Annotated in this window: 20 protein-coding genes; 6 read left to right on the top strand and 14 right to left on the bottom strand. The window is 69.2% G+C overall.

What is annotated here, in order from left to right; translation table 11 throughout:
• Positions 1–411: 411 nt before the first annotated feature.
• Genes VF330_RS21780 through VF330_RS21790 form a run of 3 tightly spaced genes read right to left on the bottom strand, consistent with a single transcriptional unit; the run spans position 412 to position 2,967 of the window.
• Positions 412–903 (bottom strand): DUF6912 family protein, encoded by a 492-nt coding sequence (locus tag VF330_RS21780; protein WP_330853480.1) that lies wholly within the window; start codon positions 901–903, stop codon positions 412–414.
• Complete coding sequence (locus tag VF330_RS21785; RefSeq protein WP_330853481.1) at positions 900–2,291, bottom strand: wax ester/triacylglycerol synthase family O-acyltransferase; 1,392 nt, start codon at positions 2,289–2,291, stop codon at positions 900–902. Before VF330_RS21785 ends, VF330_RS21780 begins: the two co-directional genes overlap by 4 nt.
• Before the next feature lie 10 nt (positions 2,292–2,301).
• On the bottom strand, positions 2,302–2,967 hold the full coding sequence (locus VF330_RS21790) for a phosphotransferase (protein ID WP_330853482.1): 666 nt from the start codon (positions 2,965–2,967) through the stop codon (positions 2,302–2,304).
• Positions 2,968–3,072: 105 nt separating this feature from the next.
• Here VF330_RS21790 and VF330_RS21795 point away from each other — a divergent pair, with 105 nt between their 5' ends.
• A complete protein-coding gene (locus VF330_RS21795; RefSeq protein WP_330853483.1) occupies positions 3,073–3,831 on the top strand; it encodes an RNA methyltransferase in 759 nt (252 codons plus the stop codon).
• Here the strand turns inward: VF330_RS21795 and VF330_RS21800 are convergent.
• Positions 3,813–4,115, bottom strand: coding sequence for a hypothetical protein (locus VF330_RS21800; RefSeq protein ID WP_330853484.1), 303 nt, complete (start codon positions 4,113–4,115; stop codon positions 3,813–3,815). The two genes, VF330_RS21795 and VF330_RS21800, sit on opposite strands and share 19 nt — an antisense overlap.
• Before the next feature lie 84 nt (positions 4,116–4,199).
• A complete protein-coding gene (locus tag VF330_RS21805; RefSeq protein WP_330853485.1) occupies positions 4,200–4,610 on the bottom strand; it encodes an HAD-IA family hydrolase in 411 nt (136 codons plus the stop codon).
• 67 nt (positions 4,611–4,677) lie between these two features.
• Between VF330_RS21805 and VF330_RS21810 the strand changes: the two genes are divergently transcribed.
• The gene (locus tag VF330_RS21810; RefSeq protein ID WP_330853486.1) at positions 4,678–5,094 is read left to right on the top strand and encodes an Rv3235 family protein; all 417 of its coding nucleotides are present in this window, start codon (positions 4,678–4,680) and stop codon (positions 5,092–5,094) included.
• Between the two features lie 67 nt (positions 5,095–5,161).
• On the opposite strand, the gene secA is transcribed toward VF330_RS21810, so the two are convergent.
• A complete protein-coding gene (gene secA / locus VF330_RS21815; RefSeq protein ID WP_330853487.1) occupies positions 5,162–8,107 on the bottom strand; it encodes a preprotein translocase subunit SecA in 2,946 nt (981 codons plus the stop codon).
• A gap of 361 nt (positions 8,108–8,468) precedes the next feature.
• Complete coding sequence (gene hpf / locus VF330_RS21820; RefSeq protein ID WP_330853488.1) at positions 8,469–9,134, bottom strand: ribosome hibernation-promoting factor, HPF/YfiA family; 666 nt, start codon at positions 9,132–9,134, stop codon at positions 8,469–8,471.
• A 971-nt stretch (positions 9,135–10,105) separates the two neighbouring features.
• Between hpf and VF330_RS21825 the strand changes: the two genes are divergently transcribed.
• Positions 10,106–10,723: a phosphoribosyltransferase gene (locus tag VF330_RS21825; protein WP_330853489.1), complete on the top strand. Its 618-nt coding sequence runs from the start codon at positions 10,106–10,108 to the stop codon at positions 10,721–10,723.
• Between the two features lie 63 nt (positions 10,724–10,786).
• Here the strand turns inward: VF330_RS21825 and VF330_RS21830 are convergent, their stop codons facing one another.
• The 4 genes from VF330_RS21830 to VF330_RS21845 all read right to left on the bottom strand — a co-directional run bounded on the left by VF330_RS21830 (position 10,787) and on the right by VF330_RS21845 (position 15,976).
• A complete protein-coding gene (locus tag VF330_RS21830; RefSeq protein ID WP_330853490.1) occupies positions 10,787–12,529 on the bottom strand; it encodes an LpqB family beta-propeller domain-containing protein in 1,743 nt (580 codons plus the stop codon).
• On the bottom strand, positions 12,526–14,316 hold the full coding sequence (gene mtrB, locus VF330_RS21835) for an MtrAB system histidine kinase MtrB (protein WP_330853491.1): 1,791 nt from the start codon (positions 14,314–14,316) through the stop codon (positions 12,526–12,528). The genes VF330_RS21830 and mtrB overlap by 4 nt, the downstream gene beginning before the upstream one ends.
• A gap of 10 nt (positions 14,317–14,326) precedes the next feature.
• Positions 14,327–15,004: an MtrAB system response regulator MtrA gene (gene mtrA, locus VF330_RS21840; RefSeq protein WP_030471262.1), complete on the bottom strand. Its 678-nt coding sequence runs from the start codon at positions 15,002–15,004 to the stop codon at positions 14,327–14,329.
• Between the two features lie 327 nt (positions 15,005–15,331).
• Positions 15,332–15,976: a dTMP kinase gene (locus VF330_RS21845; RefSeq protein ID WP_330853492.1), complete on the bottom strand. Its 645-nt coding sequence runs from the start codon at positions 15,974–15,976 to the stop codon at positions 15,332–15,334.
• Positions 15,977–16,121: 145 nt separating this feature from the next.
• On the opposite strand from VF330_RS21845, the gene VF330_RS21850 reads away from it, so the two are divergent.
• Entirely contained in the window at positions 16,122–17,090 is a 969-nt protein-coding gene (locus VF330_RS21850) for a hypothetical protein (RefSeq protein WP_330853493.1), read from the top strand.
• A gap of 114 nt (positions 17,091–17,204) precedes the next feature.
• Here the strand turns inward: VF330_RS21850 and VF330_RS21855 are convergent, their stop codons facing one another.
• Positions 17,205–19,247: a hypothetical protein gene (locus VF330_RS21855; RefSeq protein ID WP_330853494.1), complete on the bottom strand. Its 2,043-nt coding sequence runs from the start codon at positions 19,245–19,247 to the stop codon at positions 17,205–17,207.
• An 86-nt stretch (positions 19,248–19,333) separates the two neighbouring features.
• On the opposite strand from VF330_RS21855, the gene VF330_RS21860 reads away from it, so the two are divergent.
• On the top strand, positions 19,334–19,714 hold the full coding sequence (locus tag VF330_RS21860; RefSeq protein WP_330853495.1) for a helix-turn-helix transcriptional regulator: 381 nt from the start codon (positions 19,334–19,336) through the stop codon (positions 19,712–19,714).
• On the top strand, positions 19,641–20,099 hold the full coding sequence (locus tag VF330_RS21865) for a DUF5753 domain-containing protein (RefSeq protein WP_330853496.1): 459 nt from the start codon (positions 19,641–19,643) through the stop codon (positions 20,097–20,099). Before VF330_RS21860 ends, VF330_RS21865 begins: the two co-directional genes overlap by 74 nt.
• A gap of 84 nt (positions 20,100–20,183) precedes the next feature.
• Here the strand turns inward: VF330_RS21865 and VF330_RS21870 are convergent, their stop codons facing one another.
• Complete coding sequence (locus VF330_RS21870) at positions 20,184–20,663, bottom strand: hypothetical protein (RefSeq protein ID WP_330853497.1); 480 nt, start codon at positions 20,661–20,663, stop codon at positions 20,184–20,186.
• 59 nt (positions 20,664–20,722) lie between these two features.
• Positions 20,723–21,654: adenosylhomocysteinase (locus VF330_RS21875; protein ID WP_330853498.1), on the bottom strand; the 932-nt coding region annotated here is incomplete at its 5' end.

Below are 21,654 nucleotides of genomic sequence, written 5' to 3' on the forward strand. Positions count from 1 at the left end.
ACCTGGGTGGCATCGCCGCTTCGCGACGATCCGCGATTGGGGCTTGACTTCGGGGCCCTTGCGAGGTGCTGTGGTCGGCCGGAAAACGGCCGGACGCTTCGCGACCGGCCGAGCCCACTAGGGGTAGCACCTCGCACCCAAAGTCAAGCCCCAATCGCTAAAACACGGGTGGGATCACCGGCTCTAATCGGCGTCAGGGGTGACGGCTCGCCTTCGGCATCGCTTGGAAGTGCGAGGGCTGGTTCGGCTCGCCTTCGGCATCGCTTGACTGGTGCGCCCGGCCCTTTTGCGGCGGAGTGTCAGACCCGCTGAGTACCTTGGGTCGCGGGGGAGCCTGAACGCGAGGGGACCCCTGCGTCAGCCTGCTCCCCGCCGCCCGCACCTGCCCTCGCGTCTCGGGCGCGTCCTGCCCTACATGAGCTCCAGCACGAACGGCAGCTCCTGCGGCGCGTACCAGGCCAGCTCGTGGTCCTCCGCGCTGCCCAGTGCGAACTCCGCGTCCGGGTCGCCCAGGTCCGCCGCGTCCACCACGTCTGCCGCGGCCCGCACGTCGTCCTCCGCCTCGGCGGTGTCCAGGTGCACCGACGCGACCGCCTTCAGGGTCACCGGGCCCCTCACCTTCACCACCGAGAAGTCGAGGTCTGGGCGCAGGGTCACGTCGTCGACGTCCACGGCCAGCACGGCTCGGCGGGGTTCGGACTTCTCGTCGCCTGCCAGCAGGCGCAGGGACGCTCGGGCCGCGTCCAGCATGGCGGCGTACTCGAGTTCTTCGGTGTCACCTGCCGCGTAGGACTCGCGCAGGGCCGGTGTCAGGGCGAAGGCCGTGCCGCCGATCGGGGTCAGTTCGCCGTCGTCGACGAAAGTCCGCAGCATCTGCACCGTGGCCGGGATGTACACCCTCATGCGCTCGCCGTCCCCATCAGTTCCTCCACCGACTCCTCGACCATGGTCGCGAGAACGTCCACATCGGACATGGCGTCGCGGTCGCCGTTCAGCCCGAAGTACACACCGCCGTCGTACGACGTCACCCCGATGGCCAGCGCCTGGTTCTTGGCCAGCGGGACGACCGGGAAGATCTCGGTCATTCTCGCGCCCGCCGCGTACAGCGGCACCTGCGGGCCGGGAACGTTCGTGACGATCACGTTGAACAGTCTTCGCGAGAACGACGACGCGGCTCGTGCGCCCAGGGCGTGCAGGGTCGGGGGCGCGAAGCCGCCGACCTTCACCAGCGCGTCGGCGGCGACGGACTGGCCGGACTCCTTGTGGGCCCGCATCGCGTGCGAGACGTGGTGCAGGCGCACGAACGGGTTCGGTTCGCCGACCGGCAGGTCCACGAGGTAGGCGCTCACGTTGTTGCCCGAGTCCGGGTCCGTCTCGCGTACCGAGAGAGGTGCCATCGCACGGATCGTGGTGCTGCCCGTGACGTTCTCGCCGCGGCTGAGCAGCCAGTTGCGGAGCGCGCCCGAGAGCGCGGCGAGCACCACGTCGTTGACCGTGCCGCCGTGCGCCTTGCGGATCGCGCGCAGGTCGTCGAGCTGAGCGCGCGCTACGGCGAAGCGGCGTTGCGGTGAGCTGATGCGGACGTTCAGCGGGGTGCCGGGCGCCGGGGTCGCGGCGGTCCGCACGGCGGAGGCGAGGATGCCGAACGCGTTGAAGACCTTCTCGACCGTGTTGACCGTGTCGAGGGCCGCGCTGCGGACGTTCTCGACGAGCTCGCCGGGGCGTTGCACGATGTCGGTCACCGCGTCGGCCACGAGCTGCAACGAGCTGGGCTCCGGCTGCGGCATCCAGAGGTTCTCGACGTTCGTGCGCGGCGACGGCGACACGTCCAGCATGACCTGGCCGATCTCCAGCGACGCGATGCCGTCGACCATGGCCTGGTGGGTCTTGGTGATGACCGCGGCCTGGTTCTTCGCGAGGCCCTCGACCAGGTAGATCTCCCACAGCGGGCGGGAGTGGTCGAGCGGGCGCGACATCAGGCGCGCGACGAGGTCGTGCAGCTGCGTCTCGTTGCCCGGCTTGGGCAGCGCCGACCTGCGCACGTGGTAGGTGACGTCGAAGTCCGGGTCGTCGACCCACACCGGGCGCGCGATGCGTCCGGGGACCTGCACGACCTTCTGCCGGTAGCGCGGCACGAGGCTCAGGCGCTGCTCGATGAGGTCGACGAGCTTGTCGTAGTCGAAGCCCGCCTTCGGCCGTCGGAAGACGGCCACGCCGCCGACGTGCATCGGCGTCGTGGAGCCCTCCAGGTAGAGGAACGACGCGTCCAGCGCTGACAGGCGGTCCGGCATGCCACCCAGACTAGTGGCGCCGGCGGTCCATCAACTTCTCGAGCGCGGCGCGTTCCAGCGGATCGCGGTCGTGGCGCTCCAGCCGGATGCGCGCGGCCTCCGGGATCGCCTCGACCACCTTCGGGTCGGCATCGGCCATGAACGACCGCAGGAACCGCCACCGGGTGAGCTTCTTGACCGGCGCGAGTCGGGCCACGGCGAGCGACACCCAGCTCAGCGCGACGTCGAGCCGGCGGTCGCCCTTGGTCGCGCACGCCCAGTCGAGCACCACGGGACCTTCCGGGCCGAGCACGACGTTGCCGGGGTGCAGGTCGAGGTGCAGGAGGTCGCCCTCGCCGCTGAGGAAGTCCGGCGCCGCGATGACGTCGAGGCGGTGGTGCAGGTCGGCCAGCTCACGGCCGAGGCTGCCCGCGAGCCACGGCTTGCGGCCGATCTCCTCGGACATCCGCGGGCCGGGCACGTACTGCATGACGAGCTCGTCGGCGGTGGCCTCGTGCACGCGCGGCACAGGGATGCCGTGACCGCTCAGGTACACCATCATCTCGGCCTCGCGCCGCAGGTCGCGGCCGGTGCGCGTGCGTTTGACGAGCAGCCCGTCGGACCGGATGTACACGTCCGAGTCCTGGCCGCTCGCGAGATGTTGACGTTGCGCGACGCTGCGCATACCTGCCGTCATGTGACGATCATCATCAATATGATCCGAAGCACAAGGGCCGAACGGCTCTAGTCAGGCTCTTCACCCGTTCGAGCCAGTCGTGGTGCCTTCTGGCACTCTCTTCCGGTGGAGATCTCGCCCAAGGACCGCTTCGTCACCGTCTACGGCCGCAAGCCAGTGCTGGAGGCGCTGGACGACCCGGCGCTGTCGGTCGACAAGGTGGTGCTCGCCGACACCGCGCGCGGCCCGGCGGCGCGCGAGATCCTCGACGCCGCCCGGTCCCGGGGAGTCCAGGTGCAGCGGGCCACCGCCCAGCGCGTGAAGGTGCTCGCGGGCAACGGCAAGCAGGACCAGGGCGTGCTCGCCGACGTCGTGGCGCCGCGGATGAAGCCGCTGGCGCTGGCGCTGGAAGAGGAGTCGATGCGGTCGGTGCTGGTGCTCGACGGCATCACCACGCCCGCGAACGTCGGCATGATCCTGCGCACCGCTACCGCCGCGGGCATCGACGGCATCGTGGTGCCGCGCCGTGGTGTGGCGTCGATCGACCCGCTCGTGGTCAAGGCCTCCGCCGGAGTGGCTTTCCGAGCGCCTGTTCTGCGCTGCGGCACCTCGGCGGAGGCCTCGGCTTTGTTGCGCGCTTCGGGATATCCCCTCTTCGCGCTCGATTCCCACGCTTCCGACACCATTTATTCCGCCTCGTTCGGCGGACGCGCCGCTTTTGTGCTCGGCAGCGAGACCTCCGGAATCACCGACGACGTGCGTCCTCACATCACGTCGTGGTTGTCGATTCCGATGGCGGCGGGCGTGGAGTCGCTCAACGTGGCGTCAGCGGCGGCCGTGCTCTGCTTCGAGCTCGTGCGGCGCGCTCAGAGCCAGTCGACGTGATAGCCGACGACGCGCGGGTAGCCCAGCAACGACGTGCACTCCGCCAGTGACGACGCGCCCCTGACCCGGCCGATGTTGCCGTACTGCTCCCAGATCCCCAGCCCGTTCGAGCAGTGCGCGATGGCGCGGAACGGACCCGGCCTGCCCTCGTCGCAGAAGACCTCCACGCTGCGTCCGTCGCGCAGGTAGTCCTCGTAGCACCCGCGCTCCTGCTGCGCCTGCGCGGGTGATGCAATTGCCGTGGCTGCAATGGCGGCTGCAACACAAGCGACAATTCTTCGCATTTTCGCCCCTCTGCATTCGACTGGCGTACGAATTGAACGTAGTCGGCGGCCGAATAGCGGGCAATTACGCTGCGGGGTGAAGTCTCAATCGCGGAGCGCGATCGCTAGCAGGATCTCCAGCTCCTCGAGGGTGGACCGCGTCGACCGATGGTGGACGCCGACCATGCCCGCCGCGACGGCACCGCGGATGTTGACGGCGAGGTCGTCGACGAAGACGCACTCCGCCGGCTCCAGGTTCAGCCTGGTGGCCGTGAGCAGGTAGATGTCGACGTCCGGCTTCGCGAGGCCGACCTCGCCGGACAGGATCGCGACGTCGAAGAGGCCCTCGAACGCGGCGGGCGGGTGCCACCAGCCGTCCGCGTTGGACAGCAGGGCGGTCTTCAGACCGTGGCGCTTCGCCTTGCGCAGCGCGGTGAGGAGCGGCGGTTCGGGCGGGTTGTCCTCACCGGGGTCGGTCAGGACGCCGCCGTAGTCGAGCACCAGAGCCTTGAGCACCTGGTGGACGGTACCCACTTTCGGGTGTCGTGTGTCCTGATCGCGGCTCCGGCGCGCCTGGTTCGGCATGCCGCCAGTCGTTCGCCGCCTCGCCGCCTACGAGCCCCCGGTCGGGGACTCCGCGTCGGTCGCGCTCATCCCCCGGCCCCGTCCCCGGCCCGTCTGGGTGCCGGAGCCGGAGCCGCCGTCGCCCGCGCTGGACGCCGCCCGGCTGGTCGGCGTGGTGCTGGAGGTGCTGGACGGACGGCGGACCGCCCGGCTGTTGCGGGAGGTCGCGGTGCCCGCCCTGGCCGCGCGACTGGGGCTGGAGGTGCGGCCGCGGAGCACGCGGATGGTGCGGCTGCCGCGGGTCTGCCACCCGTCCCGGACGGTGGCGGAGAGCGCCGTGACGGTGCGGCGGGAGGGACGGGTGCTGGCCGTGGCCGCCCGCGCCGAGCACCGGGGTGGGCGGTGGTGGTTCACCGAGTTCGCGGTGCTGGAGTGAGGCCCTGGAACGCCGCGTGGGCCGCGTCCCGGAGGAACGCGGCCCACGCGGAGCACTGCCGGTCAGATCACCGGGTGCGGCGCTGGTTCTTCGCCGCCTGACGGGCCGCCTCGCGACGCTCCTTGCGGGTGCCGCCCTGCTGACCGCCGCCACCGCCGTTGGACTCGGCGTGCTGCTCCACGCCGCCGTCCTCGGCCGGGCCGCTGTAGCTCAGGTTCTGCTGACCGGGGCCGCCCAAGCCCTTGCCGCGCAGGGCGGGCGGGATGGCGCTGCCGCTCGACAGCTGCGCCATGGCCGGACCAGACGGGGCTTGAGCCTGCTGCTGCGCCTGCTGCTGGGCGGCGGCCGCCGCGCGGGCACGGGCACGCGCACCGCTCTGCGACCCCGAGCTCACCTGCGGCAGGGCCTGCGGAGCCGCGGCCAGGGTCACGGGGACCTCGGGCTCCGCGGGTTCCGGCTCGGCCGCCTCGACCTGGAGGTTGAACAGGAAGCCGACGATCTCCTCCTTCAACGCGTCGAGCATCGCGTTGAACATGTCGAAGCCCTCGCGCTGGTACTCGATGAGGGGGTCGCGCTGCGCCATGGCGCGCAGGCCGATGCCCTCCTTCAAGTAGTCCATCTCGTACAGGTGCTCGCGCCACTTGCGGTCCAGGACGGACAGCAGCACGCGGCGCTCCAGCTCGCGGGTGGCGCCCTCGCCGACGCGGCCGTCGATGTCGGCCTCGCGGTCGCGGTAGGCCTTCAGCGCGTCCTCGACGAGGAGCTCGCGCAGGTACTCGCGCGTGACGTCCTCATCGGACTCGAGGATCTCCTTCGGGTCCAGCGACACCGGGTAGAGGGTCCTGAGCGCGGTCCAGAGCTTCTCGAAGTCCCAGTCCTCGGCGTACCCGTCGGCCGTGGCGCCGTTGACGTACTCCTCCACGACGCTGACGATCATGTGCTCGACCTGGTCCTTCAGGTCTTCGCCCTCGAGGACGCGGCGGCGCTCGGCGTAGATCACCGTGCGCTGGCGGTTCATGACCTCGTCGTACTTGAGGACGTTCTTGCGGATCTCGAAGTTCTGCTGCTCGACCTGCGTCTGCGCGCTGCGGATGGCGCGGGTGACCATCTTGTGCTCGATCGGCACGTCGTCCGGCACGTTCAGGCGCGTCATGACCATCTCGACCATGGACGCGTTGAAACGGCGCATCAGCTCGTCCTGCAGCGACAGGTAGAAGCGCGACTCACCGGGGTCGCCCTGACGGCCGGTGCGGCCGCGGAGCTGGTTGTCGATGCGGCGCGACTCGTGGCGCTCGGTGCCGAGGACGTAGAGACCGCCGGCCTCGCGGACCTCGTCGGCCTCCGCCTTGCCCTGGGTCGTCAGCTCCTCGACGACCTTCGCCCACTCGGCCTCGTACTCCTCCGGCGTCTCCACCGGGTCGAGGCCGCGCTCGCGCAGCTCGTGGTCGGCGATGATGTCCGGGTTGCCGCCCAGCACGATGTCGGTACCGCGACCGGCCATGTTCGTCGCGACCGTGACGGCGCCCTTGCGGCCCGCCTTCGCGATGATCAGCGCCTCGCGGTCGTGGTGCTTCGCGTTCAGGACCTCGTGCGGGATGCCCCTGCGCACCAGCAGCTTCGACAGGTACTCGGAGCGCTCGACGCTCGTGGTGCCGATCAGGACCGGCTGGCCCTTCTCGTGCTTCTCCGCGATGTCGTCGGCGACCGCGTCGAACTTCGCCTCCTCGCTCTTGTAGACGAGGTCGGGCATGTCCTTGCGCTGCGGCGGGCGGTTCGTCGGGATCGGGACGACGCCCAGCTTGTAGGTCTGGTGGAACTCGGCCGCCTCGGTCTCGGCGGTACCGGTCATGCCGCCGAGCTTCTCGTAGAGGCGGAAGTAGTTCTGCAGCGTGATCGTGGCGAGGGTCTGGTTCTCCGCCTTGATCTCGACGCCTTCCTTGGCCTCGATCGCCTGGTGCATGCCCTCGTTGTAGCGGCGACCGGCGAGCACGCGGCCCGTGAACTCATCGACGATCATGACTTCACCGTTGCGGACGATGTAGTCCTTGTCGCGGTTGTAGAGCTCCTTCGCCTTGAGGGCGTTGTTCAGGTAGCCCACCAGCGGCGTGTTCGCGGCCTCGTAGAGGTTGTCGATGCCGAGCTGGTCCTCGATGAACTCCACACCGAGCTCGGTGACGGCGATCGTGCGCTTCTTCTCGTCGTACTGGTAGTGGTACGACTTCGACTTCTCCTCGACGACCTCCAGGCGCTCCTTCTGCGAGAGCGTCGTGACGTCGATGCCGCGCATCCGCGGGGCCAGCCGCGCGAACTCCGTGTACCAGCGCGCCGACTGCTCGGCGGGGCCGGAGATGATCAGCGGCGTGCGGGCCTCGTCGATGAGGATCGAGTCGACCTCGTCGACGATCGCGAAGAAGTGGCCGCGCTGCACGCACTCGTCCAGGCTCCACGCCATGTTGTCGCGCAGGTAGTCGAAGCCGAACTCGTTGTTCGTGCCGTAGGTGACGTCCGAGTTGTAGGACACGCGCCGCTGCTCGGGCGTCATCTCGGAGAGGATCGCGCCGACGGTCAGGCCCAGGAAGCGGTGCACGCGGCCCATCCAGTCCGCGTCGCGCTTGGCCAGGTAGTCGTTCGTGGTGATGACGTGGACGCCCTTGCCGGCGATGGCGTTGAGGTAGACGGGCATGACCGAGGTCAGCGTCTTGCCCTCACCGGTGCGCATCTCGGAGATCTGGCCGAGGTGCAGCGCGGCACCACCCATGAGCTGCACGTCGTAGGGGCGCTGACCCAGGGTGCGCTTCGCGGCCTCGCGGGCGACGGCGAAGGCCTCCGGCAGCAGCTCGTCGAGCGACTCGCCGTCGGCGTAGCGCCTCTTGAACTCGTCGGTCTTCGCGCGCAACTCGGCGTCGGAGAGGTCGACAACGTCATCTTCGAGGCTGTTGATGGCGTTGGCGATGTTGCGGAGGCGCTTGAGCATCTTGCCCTCGCCGGAGCGGAGCAGTCGGGACAGCACCATCTGGATAGACCTCATCACCTGTATCGCGGCGCGCCCTCGTCGGACGCCTTTCCCCTGCCCATCGTAGGCAAGTCGCCAAGATGTGTGCACGGACACAGGCGGATTGGGACAACCGACCTGGTATGCGCAGGTCAGGTCCCGTTTGCACGCACTTGCACCGCTCGCCTGTGGCCTTGCCCCCAGCTCGGCTACTGGAGTGGAGAACGCTGGAGGACCACGGGAAGGTTCCTGACCGGGCCAAGTTCACCTTGACGGTGAAGATCCGGGTGCGGAAATGGGTCCGGGCGGCGGTAGACGCGCGCCGCCGCCCCGCACACGAGGGGTGCGGGGCGGCGGCGGTCGGAGGAATCGGGTCAGCGGGTCAGGCGAGCCTGATCACGCCGTAGTCGAACCCCTTCCGGCGGTAGACGACACTGGGGCGTCCGCACTCGGTGTCGGCGAACAGGTAGAAGTCGTGTCCGACCAGTTCCATCTCGTAGAGGGCCTGGTCGACGGTCATCGGTTTGGCGGCGTGCTCCTTCTCGCGTACGACGCGTCCGGGCAACTTGTCTTCGAGGCCGTCGTCCCAACGCTGCGCGGGCACTTCCGCCATGCCCTCGTAGTCGGCCTCGGGTGCGTCGAGCACCGCGGTCTTGGCGCGGTGCGACGTCATGCTCTCGCCGGCGGACGGTTCGACCAGTCCGCTCGTCGCTTCGGCCACCGAGATCGGGGCGCGGGCCCCGTGGTGGACTCGCCTGCGGTCGTGAGACCGGCGTAGGCGGTTCTCGAGCTTCGCGACCGCCGCGTCGAGCGCGGCGTAGAAGTCACCCGCGCAGGCTTCGGAACGGACCACGGGTCCACGTCCCTTGCCGGTGATTTCGACCCGTTGGCAGTTCTTCGACTGCCGGCGGTTCGGCTCGTGGAAAAGCTCCACGTCGAAGCGGATGACCTTGCGGTCGTAGCGCTCAAGCCGGGCCAGCTTTTCGGCGACGTGCACCCTGTAGTGATCGGGCACCTCGACGTTGCGGCCCTTAACGACGATGTCCATACACGACCTCCCTCGCTTTGCTGCGAGCTTTGGCTGGACTGATTCAGAAACGCCGTGTCGATCTTGGATCGCGGATTGTGTCGCAGAGGGTCGTCCTCGGCGGCTCTCACGGCGCCAGGGTCATGGGCTGTTCGCCTCCTCCCCGAGAGCCGGGAACGCTGATAGCGGTGCACGTTAGCTTGGGATTCACCGTCGCGTAAGCCCCCTTGCCGGGGGAACAGCGAGATTTTTCGGTGACTACGGAGCGCGACGACAGTGCGTTGCCAAGCGTTTCCCGAGCGTGCGCCGAACCAAACCCCCGGACCCCTGACTCACCCTTACGGCGCACACGCGGGCCGACACTCGACGGCAGCCCTGCTGCGTCAAACGGGTCCCGGCGCGGCCTCATACCCAGCCAACGGGCGACCGGCGCGTCATGTTCCCGAAACCTGGAAGAGATCGATTCCGAACCACCGAGTGGGACTCCGCGACGCTTCTTTCAACAGAACTGATCGGTGCCGAAGCCCGATCACGAGCCAGTCACGACCGGCTGAACGGCGGATTTCGCCCATTCGCGGACAAGGCCGTTGATCACCCGCCGTACTCGGACCGTCGTTATTTCCATGAATAACCGCTGGTCAGCCAGACATGTGAATAAGCGTTAACTTCTACGGTGCGCAACGGGCGTCCGGAGAGGTCGTCCGGGAGGCGGTGGACGGGATCGGACGGGACCTGGTCGCGAGCACCGACGTGCGGACGGCCCGGATCCGAAACACCGGTTCACCGGTTCGCTGGGACGAACGGGTCGAAACGAGCCGGCCGATCTTGGAAAGTCGTCACGCAACTGGTGGCGAACCGGTCCGCCGCGCGCCGCGAGTCCCCGGTGGAGATCGACAACGCAACGAGAACTTCACTCGTGTGGGCGGTGCCGAAAGACCCCGGCGCGGAACGCACCCCGATTTTCTGTCAGACCCCACCGCCATCCTGGACCCATGACAGCACTCGGCTTGATCCTGCCGTCCACATGCGCCGGTTGCGGCCTGCGCGGCACCGCCTGCTGCGCCACGTGTCTCGCGGACTTCGGCCCGCCCACACCGGTCCAGGTGCCCGGTGTCGGCCCGCCAGTATGGACGCTGGCCGCCTACCACGGCGCCGCGAGGGAACTCGTGCTCGGCTTCAAGGAACGAGGCGCACGCGAGCTCTCAGCGTGGTTCGGCGCACTGGTGGCGTGCGCCCTGATCGCGGTGGGCCCCGGCCCGTGGACCCTCGTGCCGGCCCCGTCCCGCCGCAGCGCCGCCCGCGGCAGGGGCGGCGACCACATGCTGCGCGTCGCCAAGGCGGTCTGGACCGCCCCGGTGGCGCCCGTGCTGCGGCTGGGAGCCGGCGTCGTGGACTCGGTGGGCCTGACGGCAGGAGCGCGCCGGCAGAACCTGGCCGGGCGGGTGGAGGTCTGCGGCAGGCCGCCGCCGGGGACCACCGTGCTGCTCGACGACGTGATCACGACCGGGGCGACGGCCGCGGCCTGCGTGCGGGCGCTGCGCGGAGCCGGGGTGCGGACGCACGCGGTGGTGGCGCTGACGTCGGCCCGCCCGCACCAGCCGGGGCTGTGAGGGGCGTCCGGAGGCTCAGGCGAACCCGAGCCGTCGCACACGACTGTTCGAACGCCCGTGCCCTCAGCCCGGGTAGAACACCAGCGCGCCCGGCGACACCCGGATCGCGCTCGACCGCCACACGTCGGTGATGTCCGACGCCGACCACAACCCGGAGGGGTCGATCACCTGCACCTGACGCGCGGGTGCCGCCGCCACCGACCCGACCGGCACGGTCAGGTTCGACTGGCTGTAGCGGTCGAGCTTGTAGCCGTCCGCGTAGACCTTGGTGACCGGCAGCGCCGGCAGGGAGGAGGAGACCACCAGCACGTCCTGCGAGAGCCAGTCGATCGACTGCACGGTCGACCCCAGCGTCGAGGGCTGTATCTGGCGGGGTGAGCGCAGGGCCACGTCCTGGTTGTTGCGCACCACGGAGGCCACGTAGAGCTTGCCGGCGATCACCATGGCCGCTCGCGTGCCGTCGCGGGACAGGCGCAGCTCGTTGATGGGGCCGAACGGCGTGACGTCGGTGATGTTGACGCCCTTGGCGGTCCAGCCGCTGTCCGAGCGGGTCACGCGGGTCACCGAGGTGCCGTCGACGGCCGTCCAGACTTCGGCGCCCGGTTCCTTCGGGCCGCTGGAGAGCAGCCACGTCGGGCGCGACAGCGTCGTGGCGCGCAGGTCCACCTCCGGCAGGTCCTGCTCGAGCTCGCCGACGAGCAGGCGCATGCCGCCGCCCGCCCTGGTCACCACGGCCAAGCGGGAGCCGTCGAGGGACTGGGCGGCGCTCACGGCGTTGTAGGCGCCGTTGCCCGCCGGGCCCTTGATCGCGTTGCCGTCGGCCAGCGAGCGGACGGTCCCGTCCACCACGAGCATTCCCTGGAGGTTCGCATTCAGCGCCAGCAACGACTCGCCCGCGGTCGCCGACACGTCGGACGGCCGGTAGTCGCGCTGGTCGGGCAGGATCTGCTGCCCGTCCACGAGCACCCGGACGCGCGACGAGGTGACGCCGGAGTACGACTTCACGATCTGCGCGACGATCTGCTTGCGCTTCTCGGGCGTCAGGTCCTTGCCCACCTTGGTGAGGTTGACCTCCATCGCGCCGTCGTCGGACTCCTTGGTCTCGGAGAAGACGTCGGTGTCGGGGCCGAGCGCGCTCACCAGCGTGTCGCGCACCGCGTCGCCGGGGCCCTTGATCAGCAGCTCCGTCACGCGGGTGGGGATGCTCGTGGCGGGCGGGATCACGACGTAGCGCGGGTCCGGCACCAGCACGGTGAACTCGGGGTTGTAGAAGTAGAGCGTGACGCGGCGGTAGTTGGTGATGAACTGGTTCTGCGGCATGTAGACGCCCGGCGGCGGCTCGGAGATGCGCCACTGGTTCTCGTTGTTGCGCTCCAGCCTCACCACCTGCGACACGTCGCCGAGGCGCGGCACGAACGAGTTGTCGTTGCCCAGCCGGCCGACGTACTTGCCCTGCAGCAGCACGGTCTGCGTCTTGTCCTGCGCCGTCTGCGGCACCTGGGACGTCGGCACGGTCGCGAAGGTCTGGTCGATGATCGTGGGGTTCTTGGTGTCCCACTTCTGGTTGGCCTCGGGGGTCAGGAAGGCGCGGGCGGCCGCGAAGTCCCTCTCCGGGTTCGAGGTCGCGTCGATGAAGTCGCGCACGAGCATGAACGGGTCGATGTTCTGCCGCGGTTCGGGCGCGTTGACCGTGTTCGACGACTTGCCGTCCTTGGCGCCGATCGGCTTCGGCTGGGTGTTCGTCGGGATCGCGGCGCACGCCGACAGGGTCACGAGGGCGAGCACCAGCACCGTCAGCCGCTTCACCGCACTTCCTCCGAAACATCTCTCGACGACGGCGAGGCCTCGAAGTCCCGTTCGGACTCCGGCTCCGGCTCCGCGGGACCGTCCACGGGCTGCGCCGGCTGCCAGGTGAGCTCCTCCGGCCTGAGCTCGACCTCTTCCGGTTCCTCGACGACGGGCTCGTCCACCACGACCGCGGGCACGCCCGCGCCGGCGGGAGCCAGGGGCAACGGGCTCTCGCGCAGCTCCTCGCCGTGTGTGCGGGGCAACGTCAACCGGAAGACGGCGCCGTGGCCGGGTTCGCCCCACGCCTCCAGCCAGCCGCCGTGCAGACGTGCGTCCTCCAGCGAGATCGACAGGCCGAGGCCCGTGCCGCCGGTGCGGCGGTTGCGCGACGGGTCGGCGCGCCAGAAGCGGCTGAACACCAGCTCGGCCTCGCCCTGGCGCAGGCCGACGCCGTGGTCCCGCACGGTGATCGCGACGGCGTTGTCGTTGCCGCGCATGGTCAGCTCGACCGGCTGGCCCTCGCCGTGGTCGATGGCGTTGGCGAGCAGGTTGCGCAGGATCCGCTCCACGCGGCGGGAGTCGAGCTCCGCCACGAGCTCGGTCTCCGGCAGGTCCAGCACGACCGGCGAGTTGGCGGAGGTGGAGATCGCGCGCACCGAGTCGTGCGCGCGCCGGGCCAGCACGCGGATGTCGACCTGGTCGGCGGTCAGCTCCTCGACGCCGGCGTCCAGGCGGGAGATCTCCAGCAGGTCGCCCAGCAGCGACTCGAACCTGTCGAGCTCGTCGACCAGCAGCTCGGTGGAGCGGGCGAGACCAGCGGGGAACTGCTCGCGCGAGGCGTGCAGGACGTCCGCGGCCATGCGCACGGTCGTCAACGGCGTGCGCAGCTCGTGCGAGACGTCGGAGGTGAACCGGCGTTGCAGCTGGCCGAACTCCTCCAGCTGCTTGAACTGGGCCTGGATCGACTCGGCCATCTCGTTGAACGACTCGGCCAGCCGGGCCACGTCGTCCTCGCCGACGACGTGCATGCGTTCGTGCAGGACGCCGTCCGCGAACCGCTCCGCGACCTCGGCGGCCTGCCGCACGGGTCGCACGACCTGGCGCGTCACGAGGTTCGCGATCAGCGCGAGCAGGACCAGCAGCACGATGCCGCCGACCGCGAGCGTCGACTGCACGACCTCGGCGGTCCGCTGCTCGGCGGTCAGCGGGAAGATCAGGTACAGCTGCATGGACCGCGCGGACGTGCTCATCGGCAGGCCCACGACGAAGAGCGTGGTGGCCGTGCCGTCGCGTTGCACCGTGTGGATCTGGGTGCCCTCGTCGCCGTTCTCGACCATCTCGCGCAGGCCGCGGGGGACGTCCTCCAGCGGTCCGACGGACGGCACGCGCCCGGCGCCGCTCGACCCCAGCCCGTCGGCCAGGACGGGTTCGAACGCGCCGGCTCCCGCCGTGGTGGCGTCCGTCCCGGAACCACCGACGGCGAGCTTGTTGATCGCGCTGGTGAACCGCGTCTGCACGCTGTCCGGACCGGGGTTGAGACCCACCAGGTCGGACTGGATCAGGTTGCGCGAGGCCATCGCCTGGCGCACCGCGGCCTCGTCCTTGGTGTTCAGCAGCTGGTTGGTGATCTGCATCTGCAGGACCATGCCCAGCACGAACACCACGGCGGACGACAACGCGAGCGTGGACACGACCACGCGCAGCTGCAGCGAACGACGCCACAGGTCACCGAACGCGGCCCATCGCTTGCGCGCCTCCTCGACGAGGAAGCGCGTCTTCGCGACGACCGGCCGTACGAACTTCATGAGCCACCTGTCACGGAGGGCCGGCCTTGTACCCGACACCGCGGACAGTCAACACCACCTCGGGGTGTTCCGGGTCCCGTTCGACCTTCGAACGCAGCCGCTGCACGTGGACGTTCACCAGACGGGTGTCGGCCGCGTGGCGGTACCCCCACACCTGCTCGAGCAGAACCTCGCGGGTGAACACCTGGCGCGGCTTGCGGGCCAGCGCGACGAGGAGGTCGAACTCCAGCGGCGTGAGCTGGATCGGCCTGCCCTCGCGCAGCACCTCGTGGCCCGGGACGTCGATCGTGAGGTCGCCGATCTGCAGCACCTCGGAGGGCTCGGCCTCCGTGCGGCGCAGGCGCGCCCGGATGCGGGCCACCAGCTCCTTGGGCTTGAACGGCTTGACGACGTAGTCGTCCGCACCGGACTCGAGACCCAGCACCACGTCGACCGTGTCGCTCTTCGCGGTGAGCATCACGATCGGCACGCCCGACTCGGACCTGATCGCCTTGCAGACGTCGATGCCGTTCATGCCGGGCAGCATCAGGTCGAGCAGCACGAGGTCGGGCTTGAGCTCGCGCAGCGCGGGCAGGGCACGGGCACCGTCGGCGACCACCGCGGTGTCGAAGCCCTCCCCGCGCAACACGATCGTCAGCATCTCCGCCAGGGCGGGGTCGTCATCGACGACGAGCACGCGTGCCTTCATACTCAACATCGTCGCACTCCCGGTCGCGCGTTCGCGCACCACCCAGGTTCCGTTGCCGCTGGTGGCGGTGTGCGCTCGTTCGGTAACCGGCCGGAACTGTCGTTCCACGTACCCCACCTCGCCCGATTCGGCCTGCTCGTCGCGGGAGTAACCGCGCGCCGAACACCTTTCGTTACCAGGCGTTCTCAGGCCGTGCGGAAGGCGGACCCGGATCCTCCACGCCGGACTGCCGGCGGCCCGCACGAGCCTGACGACCGGCTATCCCCATGCACTCACAGTGACGAGTCGAACACGATCATGTCGACCGATACCCACGTGAGCGACCGCTCAAGGAGTGAACAGCGGTCCCAGGAGCGAAGAGAAGTTCACATTCGACCGCCCGTCGACCACGTGCCACGGGGCGAGCCAGCCGACCTTCGCCAACCCGTCGTAAACCACCCCGCACCGGGACTGCAGCGACCCGTCGGACTCGTAGATGTCGCGAGCGCGGGAGTCGTCGTCCTGCTCGCGCTTGGCGGCGCGCTCCGCCGCGACCTCCACGGGCACGCGCAGCAGCAGGTGCAGGTCCGGCACGGGCAGGCCGAAGCGGTCGATCTCCAGGGCGCGCACCCACTCGACGAACTCACCGGTCTCGTCCTGGTGCAGGCGGGCGGCGTTGTAGGCGGCGTTGGACGCCACGTAGCGGTCGAGCAGCACGACGTCGTGCTCTTCGAGGTCCTTGCGGATCTGGTCGGCCGCGCCGCGCCGGTCGAGCGCGTAGAGCACGGCCATGCCGTAGACCGAGTCGCTGAGGTCGCCGATGTTGCCGTAGAGGGCGTCGCGGACCAGGTCAGCGTGCACGCTGACGCCGTACCGCGGGAACGCGTGCATCGCCACGGTCCTGCCCTCGGCGTTGAGCGCCTCGGTCAACCCGTTGGCGAGGGTGCGCTTGCCGGCGCCGTCCAGACCTTCGATCACTACGAGCTTTCCCACGCGCGCACAGTAGACGGAACCGGTTCCAGCCACTCACACGGCCGCACCCCATCCCCCACACGGGCGAAATCCGATCTTTCGATCACCAGAACGAGTGACTACGGTGAACAGTCACACGGCGCGTGTGTGAAGGGTAGGTGCCGCGGTGGCCGCGGATTCCGGGCACGCCGGATCGGTCGACGAACCGATCGGTACCCCGACCGGGGGTCTGCCGACCCCTCTCGCCGAGACGCTGCGCTACGGGCCTTTCCACCGCGCACTGCGCGAGGCGATCGCCCACCGGGGCCTCTCGCTCGCACGGCTGCGCGCTCATCTCGAACAGCTCGGTGTCCAAGTTGGTCAGTCGACCCTCTCGTACTGGCAACGAGGACTGCGCCACCCCGAGGTGCCACGAGCACTGGCGACCGTGCGCGCGTTGGAGTCCGTGCTGCGTCTGCCGCCATCGTCCTTGTTGGACCTCATCGGCCCGCGCACCGCGAACACCTACGCGCCGCGTCCCGTCGCGACATGGCCGGACCCGGCGCCGTTGCTCGCGACGTTCGAGTCCGTACCGGAGGCCGCGCGGGGCAACGCCGACCTCGAAGTGCTGTCCGTGCACGACACCGTGCAGATCGGCATGCACCGCGAACAACGCTCCATCACCACACGGCTGGTCGTGCGCGCGACGCGCCAGGGTCCGGACCGCTACCTGGCCGTGCACCGCGGCGACGACGGGTCGTTGATCGAGAACGCCCTGGTGCGCGCGGGCGAGGGCTGCCGGCAGGGCCGGCTCCGCAGGGAGAGCACTTCCCGCAACCTCGCGGTGGAGATGCTGTTCGACCGGCGGCTCGCGGCGGGCGAGGAGCACGTGTTCAGCTTCACGATCGTCGACGACACGGGCGGCTCGACGGTGGGCAGCCACCGGACGTTCCGCGAGAAGTGCGGCTCGTACCTCGTGCAGCTGTCGTTCCACCGACGCGCGATGCCCGCGCGCTGCATGAAGCAGTTCCGCGCCTCGGCCGACGCCACGCCGGTCGACGTCGAGGAGCTGGTGTGCGGGCTCGGCGGCGTCGTCAGCGCGTACTTCGGCGACGTCGGGCCGGGGATCGCGGGCATCGCCGTCGAGTGGAGTTAGGGTGCGAGGAGGGCGAGGGGGCTAAAGACCGGCGCTCCGAAGAGCATTCCGGTTCCAGATTTAGAAGGAAGCTCCCTCATGGCCTCGCACCGACCACGTTAGCAGCGTTCGACGTCAGTCCGACAGCAGTTTCCCGAGATCCGCCACCGTCGTGATCTCTCCGCCCTCGTCCTGCGCGAGTGCGATGCGAATCCTCGGTGCGTCCTCAGTGGACTGCTTGCGCGCGAACAGGTCCCTGACCCGGGCGACCGTGAAGTACTTGCGCCGCAACGCCGCCGCGGCGATCAGCTTGACCACGTCGCGGTTCTCCTCGACGCGGTTGCCCCACGCGGCGCCGCGCAGGTAGAGGTGCAGCCAGGTGCCGGTCCAGCTGTCGCCCTGCCGTTCGAACATCACCGGCAGCGCAACCTTCCCCTTGCCGCGCATGGAAGAACGCGCCCGGACCGTGCTCGGCTCGAACGGCTTGCCCATCTGGTCGAGGTCGCGGCTCATGAACCCGAACATCGACTCGGCGACGTCGTCGAACGTCTCCCCCGAGTAGATGTTCACCTGCGGCACCACGTACTTGGCCTTCATCGCTTTCCGGTGCAGGTCGATGAACTCCGTCGCGCCGTCGGTGGCGTCCGTGACGTCACCCGAGTAGTACGCGCCGCCGAGCTTGAGGCTCGTCCACGAGACCTGGCCCCGGTGCTCGAAGTTCTCGCCGAGCAGGACCGCCGACAGGTCGTAGTCGGTCCGCTTGGCGTGCTGGCGCCAGTGCACGAAGAACCGCAGCACGTCGCCGTCGAGCGTGAGCTTCGACCCGCGCGGCAGCACGCCGAAGCCCTCCTCGGTGCCGGAGACCGGCACGACGACGTCGAGGACCTCGTCGTCGACGAGCAGCTCCGAGTACTCCGGCAGCCTGCGGACCAGCTCGTTCTCGACGACCTCGGTGATCGCCGCGACGGCGTCCCGGTCGAGCGGCGCGCGCGTGTCGTCCGCGATCCAGACCTTGCGGCTCCTCGACGCGAAGACGCGGGCCGTGTCCGGCGCCGTGCGGTTGGCGAGGTGTTCGAGCAACGAGATGAGGACGCGGCTCGACACCTCCGGCACCGCGGCCTCGACGTGCCCGGCGAGGCCGCGCGCACCGTTGCGGAGCAGCCGGTCGACCTGCCTGAGCAGCAGCCCCGGCGCGTTGGCGAGGATCCGCACCGCGCGGTCGGCGTCGTTCTCGGCGAACGCCATCTCGACCTGCCCGGCGAACGACCGTGCGGTCTTCTCCCCGCGCGCCACCGCGAACACGTCGCGGGCGTTCTCGAACGGGTGCTCGTGCGGGTGCAGCCGCTCGCCGAGCCGCTTCCACGCCTCGCGGTTCTGCCGGACGTCGCCGAACTTGGCGGCCGCGACCTCGTTCAACGCGCTCAGCAACGCCCGGCGCTCGGGCCGGCGGAACGACCGGAAGCGCGTCGGCTCGACGAGCGTGACGTCTCCCCCGGACGCCTCGGCGGCAAGCCGCAGCACGTCGGTGACGGTGTCGATGTCCTCGAGCGGCCGCTGCGCGACGAGCCGCGCGGCGTTGAGGATCGCGCGGTTCTCCCGGACCGGCACCTCGACCTTGACGTCCGGACACAGCACGGCCAGCTCGCCGAGCAGTATCCGGTCGCTCTCCGCCAACGGGATCGGGCTGGACGCGAGCTCTTCGAACAGGCGCTGCACTTCTTCTTCGAGCGTGCCACCGAGGTGCACGACCGTGACGCGGTCTTTGAGCGAGGGGATCAGTTCGTCGTGCGCCTGCAGCATCTCCTCGTACGTGTGCTGGACACGGCCGTACTTCGGCAGGTCGAGGAGGTTGTTCGTCGGTTCGAGGCCCTTCTCGACCGCGTCGCGCAGGCACTCGCGCCAGAAGGCGAGCGTGTCCGGCACGTTGTGCGGGAACTCCTTGAAGTAGGGGTTGTGCTGCCCGCGCGCGCCGATCAGGTCCTTGACGGCCCGGACGACCTCGGCCGCGAACTCCTCGGCGTTCCCGAGGGCGCCGACGTGTTCGAGCAGGTCACGCGAGGCCTTGAAGCCGGAGTTGAGCAGCGCGGCGTCCAGCTGGCGCGCTGTGGCGGCGCCGTCGCCCGGCGCACCGTCCGAAGTGGGCACGCGCAGGGTCTTCTTGATGATGGTCGTCCGCACGTGGCCAGTAAAACCCGGACGTCAACCGCGATTCCACCCGTTTGAGCACGATGTTGTTGCTGCTCCATCACCTAGCGTCAGTTCGCATGATCGGCGATCCGTCCACTCCCTACAGCCGTGACCTGGGCGACGAGCTGCGACAGGTGCGGGAGCGCTGCACGACGTTCCGCGGGCGCAAGATCGCCCGGATGCTCGGGTGGGATCCGGGCAAGGTGTCGAACATCGAGAACGGGAAGGTGCGCGCCACCGAGATCGACCTCGTCCAGTACCTCGGGCGGTGTGGGAAGAGCCAGGAGTTCGTCCTGGACTTCCTCGACAGGTACCGGTCGGCGTTCGACCACTACTTCGTGCAAGCTCCCGGCCGGCTCGGCACGCTGTCGATGGAGGCGCGCGGTGCGTCCACCGGACCGGATCAAAGAGGCTGTTCGCCACCGGATGGACCGGCAGGCGTTCCTGCGGAGCCATGACCGGCCGGAGTGCACCTACTTCATCCATGAGAACGCGCTGCGACTCCAGGTGGGAACTCCGGCGGTGATGGAGGAGCAGTTCAGACGACTGCTCTTCCTCAGCCACGCCCTGCGGGTCGTTCCAGCGTCCAGTGGCCCGGCGGGCGTCTTCATGGCGAACTACATGGTGTGGGAGTACGAGAAGCGCAGCACCGTGGCCTTCACGGACTGCGAGATCGCCCAGGTGTTCGTGCAGGACCCCGCCGGAGTCAAGGACTGCAAAACGATCTTCGAGCGCCTGGACGCGATCGCGCTGAACGAAACGCAGTCGCGCGCGATGGTGGCGGATCTCGCCGGTCAAGCGCGGGACGAACACAGCAGACAGCTGCATCTCACGCAGAGGTAGCAGCGGCGACGCGACCGCCGAAAATTGTCGGTGCTGCCTGGGATAATCAAAACAAGGGGTCCCCTTGGCCGGGGGACCCCTGCGTCAGCTCGGCGGGCGACCGTCGGTCAGTTCGGCGGGCAGCGGCAGGTCCAGCGCCGCCAGGAACCGAGCCGTCTTCACCTCGACGAACACCTCGCCGTCGTCGATCTCGTCGATGTCCTCCGACTCGTCCCACTCGAACTCGTCCGGGTTCTCGTCCTCGGCGAGGAACCCGAGGATCTCGGCCTGCTTGGCCACGACGTCAGACCCCGACGACACCAACGCCCACCACGCGGCCAGCCCGGACGCCTCGCGCAGGACGTCGGTCGGGTCGGACGCGTTCGGGTTCTCGAAGTACGTGCGCGGCGTCAGCCCCAGGTACGCGACGCCGCTGCCGGGCCCGGCCGGCGTGTAGACGACCGAGGTGATGTCGCTGTCGTGGATGTCGATCCACAGCGAGGGCTCGGACAAAGGCGGCAGTTCGCCCTCCGAGAGCGTCTTCCACTCGCCGTGCTCGAACGCATAGGTGCCGAAGAATCCCACGCCGCACATGAAACAGGGGCCTCCCGCGACGTGCACGGGAGGCCCCTGTCAAGCAGCGATCAGTAGCGGTAGTGGTCCGCCTTGAACGGGCCCTCGACGTCGACGTCGATGTACTCGGCCTGGTCCTTGGTCAGCTTCGTGAGCTTGCCGCCGAGCGCCTCCAGGTGGATGCGGGCGACCTTCTCGTCGAGGACCTTGGGCAGGCGGTAGACCTCGTTGTCGTACTCCTCGTGCTTGGTGAACAGCTCGATCTGCGCGATCACCTGGTTGGAGAAGGAGTTCGACATGACGAACGACGGGTGGCCCGTCGCGTTGCCGAGGTTGAGCAGGCGGCCCTCGGACAGCACGATGATCGAGCGGCCGTTGGGGAACACCCACTCGTCGACCTGCGGCTTGATGTTGTTGCGGCGGATGCCGGGGTAGCGGGCGAGGCCGGCCATGTCGATCTCGTTGTCGAAGTGGCCGATGTTGCCGACGATCGCCTGGTGCTTCATCTGCGCCATGTGGTCGACCATCACGACGTCCTTGTTGCCCGTCGTGGTGATGATGATGTCGGCGCGGTCGAGGACGTCCTCGAGGCGCTGGACGTCGTAGCCGTCCATGGCGGCCTGCAGGGCGCAGATCGGGTCGATCTCGGTGACGATGACCCGGCCGCCCTGGCCGCGCAGGGACTCGGCGGCGCCCTTGCCGACGTCGCCGTAGCCCGCGACGACGCAGACCTTGCCGCCGATCAGGACGTCGGTGCCGCGGTTGATGCCGTCGATCAGCGAGTGGCGGATGCCGTAGCGGTTGTCGAACTTCGACTTCGTCACGGCGTCGTTGACGTTGATCGCGGGGAACAGCAGCTCACCGGCGGCGGCCAGCTGGTACAGGCGCATGACGCCCGTCGTGGTCTCCTCGGTGACGCCGCGGATGCCGGCCGCGATGTTCGTCCACTTCTTGCCGTCGGCGGCCAGGGACGCGCGGAGCGTCTCCAGGATGATCTTCCACT

The organism is Lentzea sp., assembly GCF_036380075.1.
In the GTDB taxonomy this organism is placed as follows: domain Bacteria; phylum Actinomycetota; class Actinomycetes; order Mycobacteriales; family Pseudonocardiaceae; genus Lentzea.

Coding starts and splice junctions, on each gene's coding strand:
- secA (WP_330853487.1), bottom strand. CDS start 8,107: ATGGTGCTGTCCCGACTGCTCCGCTCCGGCGAGGGCAAGATGCTCAAG.
- mtrA (WP_030471262.1), bottom strand. CDS start 15,004: ATGAAGGCACGCGTGCTCGTCGTCGATGACGACCCCGCCCTGGCGGAG.
- hpf (WP_330853488.1), bottom strand. CDS start 9,134: ATGGACATCGTCGTTAAGGGCCGCAACGTCGAGGTGCCCGATCACTAC.
- VF330_RS21790 (WP_330853482.1), bottom strand. CDS start 2,967: ATGACGGCAGGTATGCGCAGCGTCGCGCAACGTCAACATCTCGCGAGC.
- VF330_RS21825 (WP_330853489.1), top strand. CDS start 10,106: ATGACAGCACTCGGCTTGATCCTGCCGTCCACATGCGCCGGTTGCGGC.
- VF330_RS21860 (WP_330853495.1), top strand. CDS start 19,334: ATGATCGGCGATCCGTCCACTCCCTACAGCCGTGACCTGGGCGACGAG.
- VF330_RS21780 (WP_330853480.1), bottom strand. CDS start 903: ATGAGGGTGTACATCCCGGCCACGGTGCAGATGCTGCGGACTTTCGTC.
- VF330_RS21810 (WP_330853486.1), top strand. CDS start 4,678: ATGCCGCCAGTCGTTCGCCGCCTCGCCGCCTACGAGCCCCCGGTCGGG.
- VF330_RS21800 (WP_330853484.1), bottom strand. CDS start 4,115: ATGCGAAGAATTGTCGCTTGTGTTGCAGCCGCCATTGCAGCCACGGCA.
- VF330_RS21785 (WP_330853481.1), bottom strand. CDS start 2,291: ATGCCGGACCGCCTGTCAGCGCTGGACGCGTCGTTCCTCTACCTGGAG.
- mtrB (WP_330853491.1), bottom strand. CDS start 14,316: ATGAAGTTCGTACGGCCGGTCGTCGCGAAGACGCGCTTCCTCGTCGAG.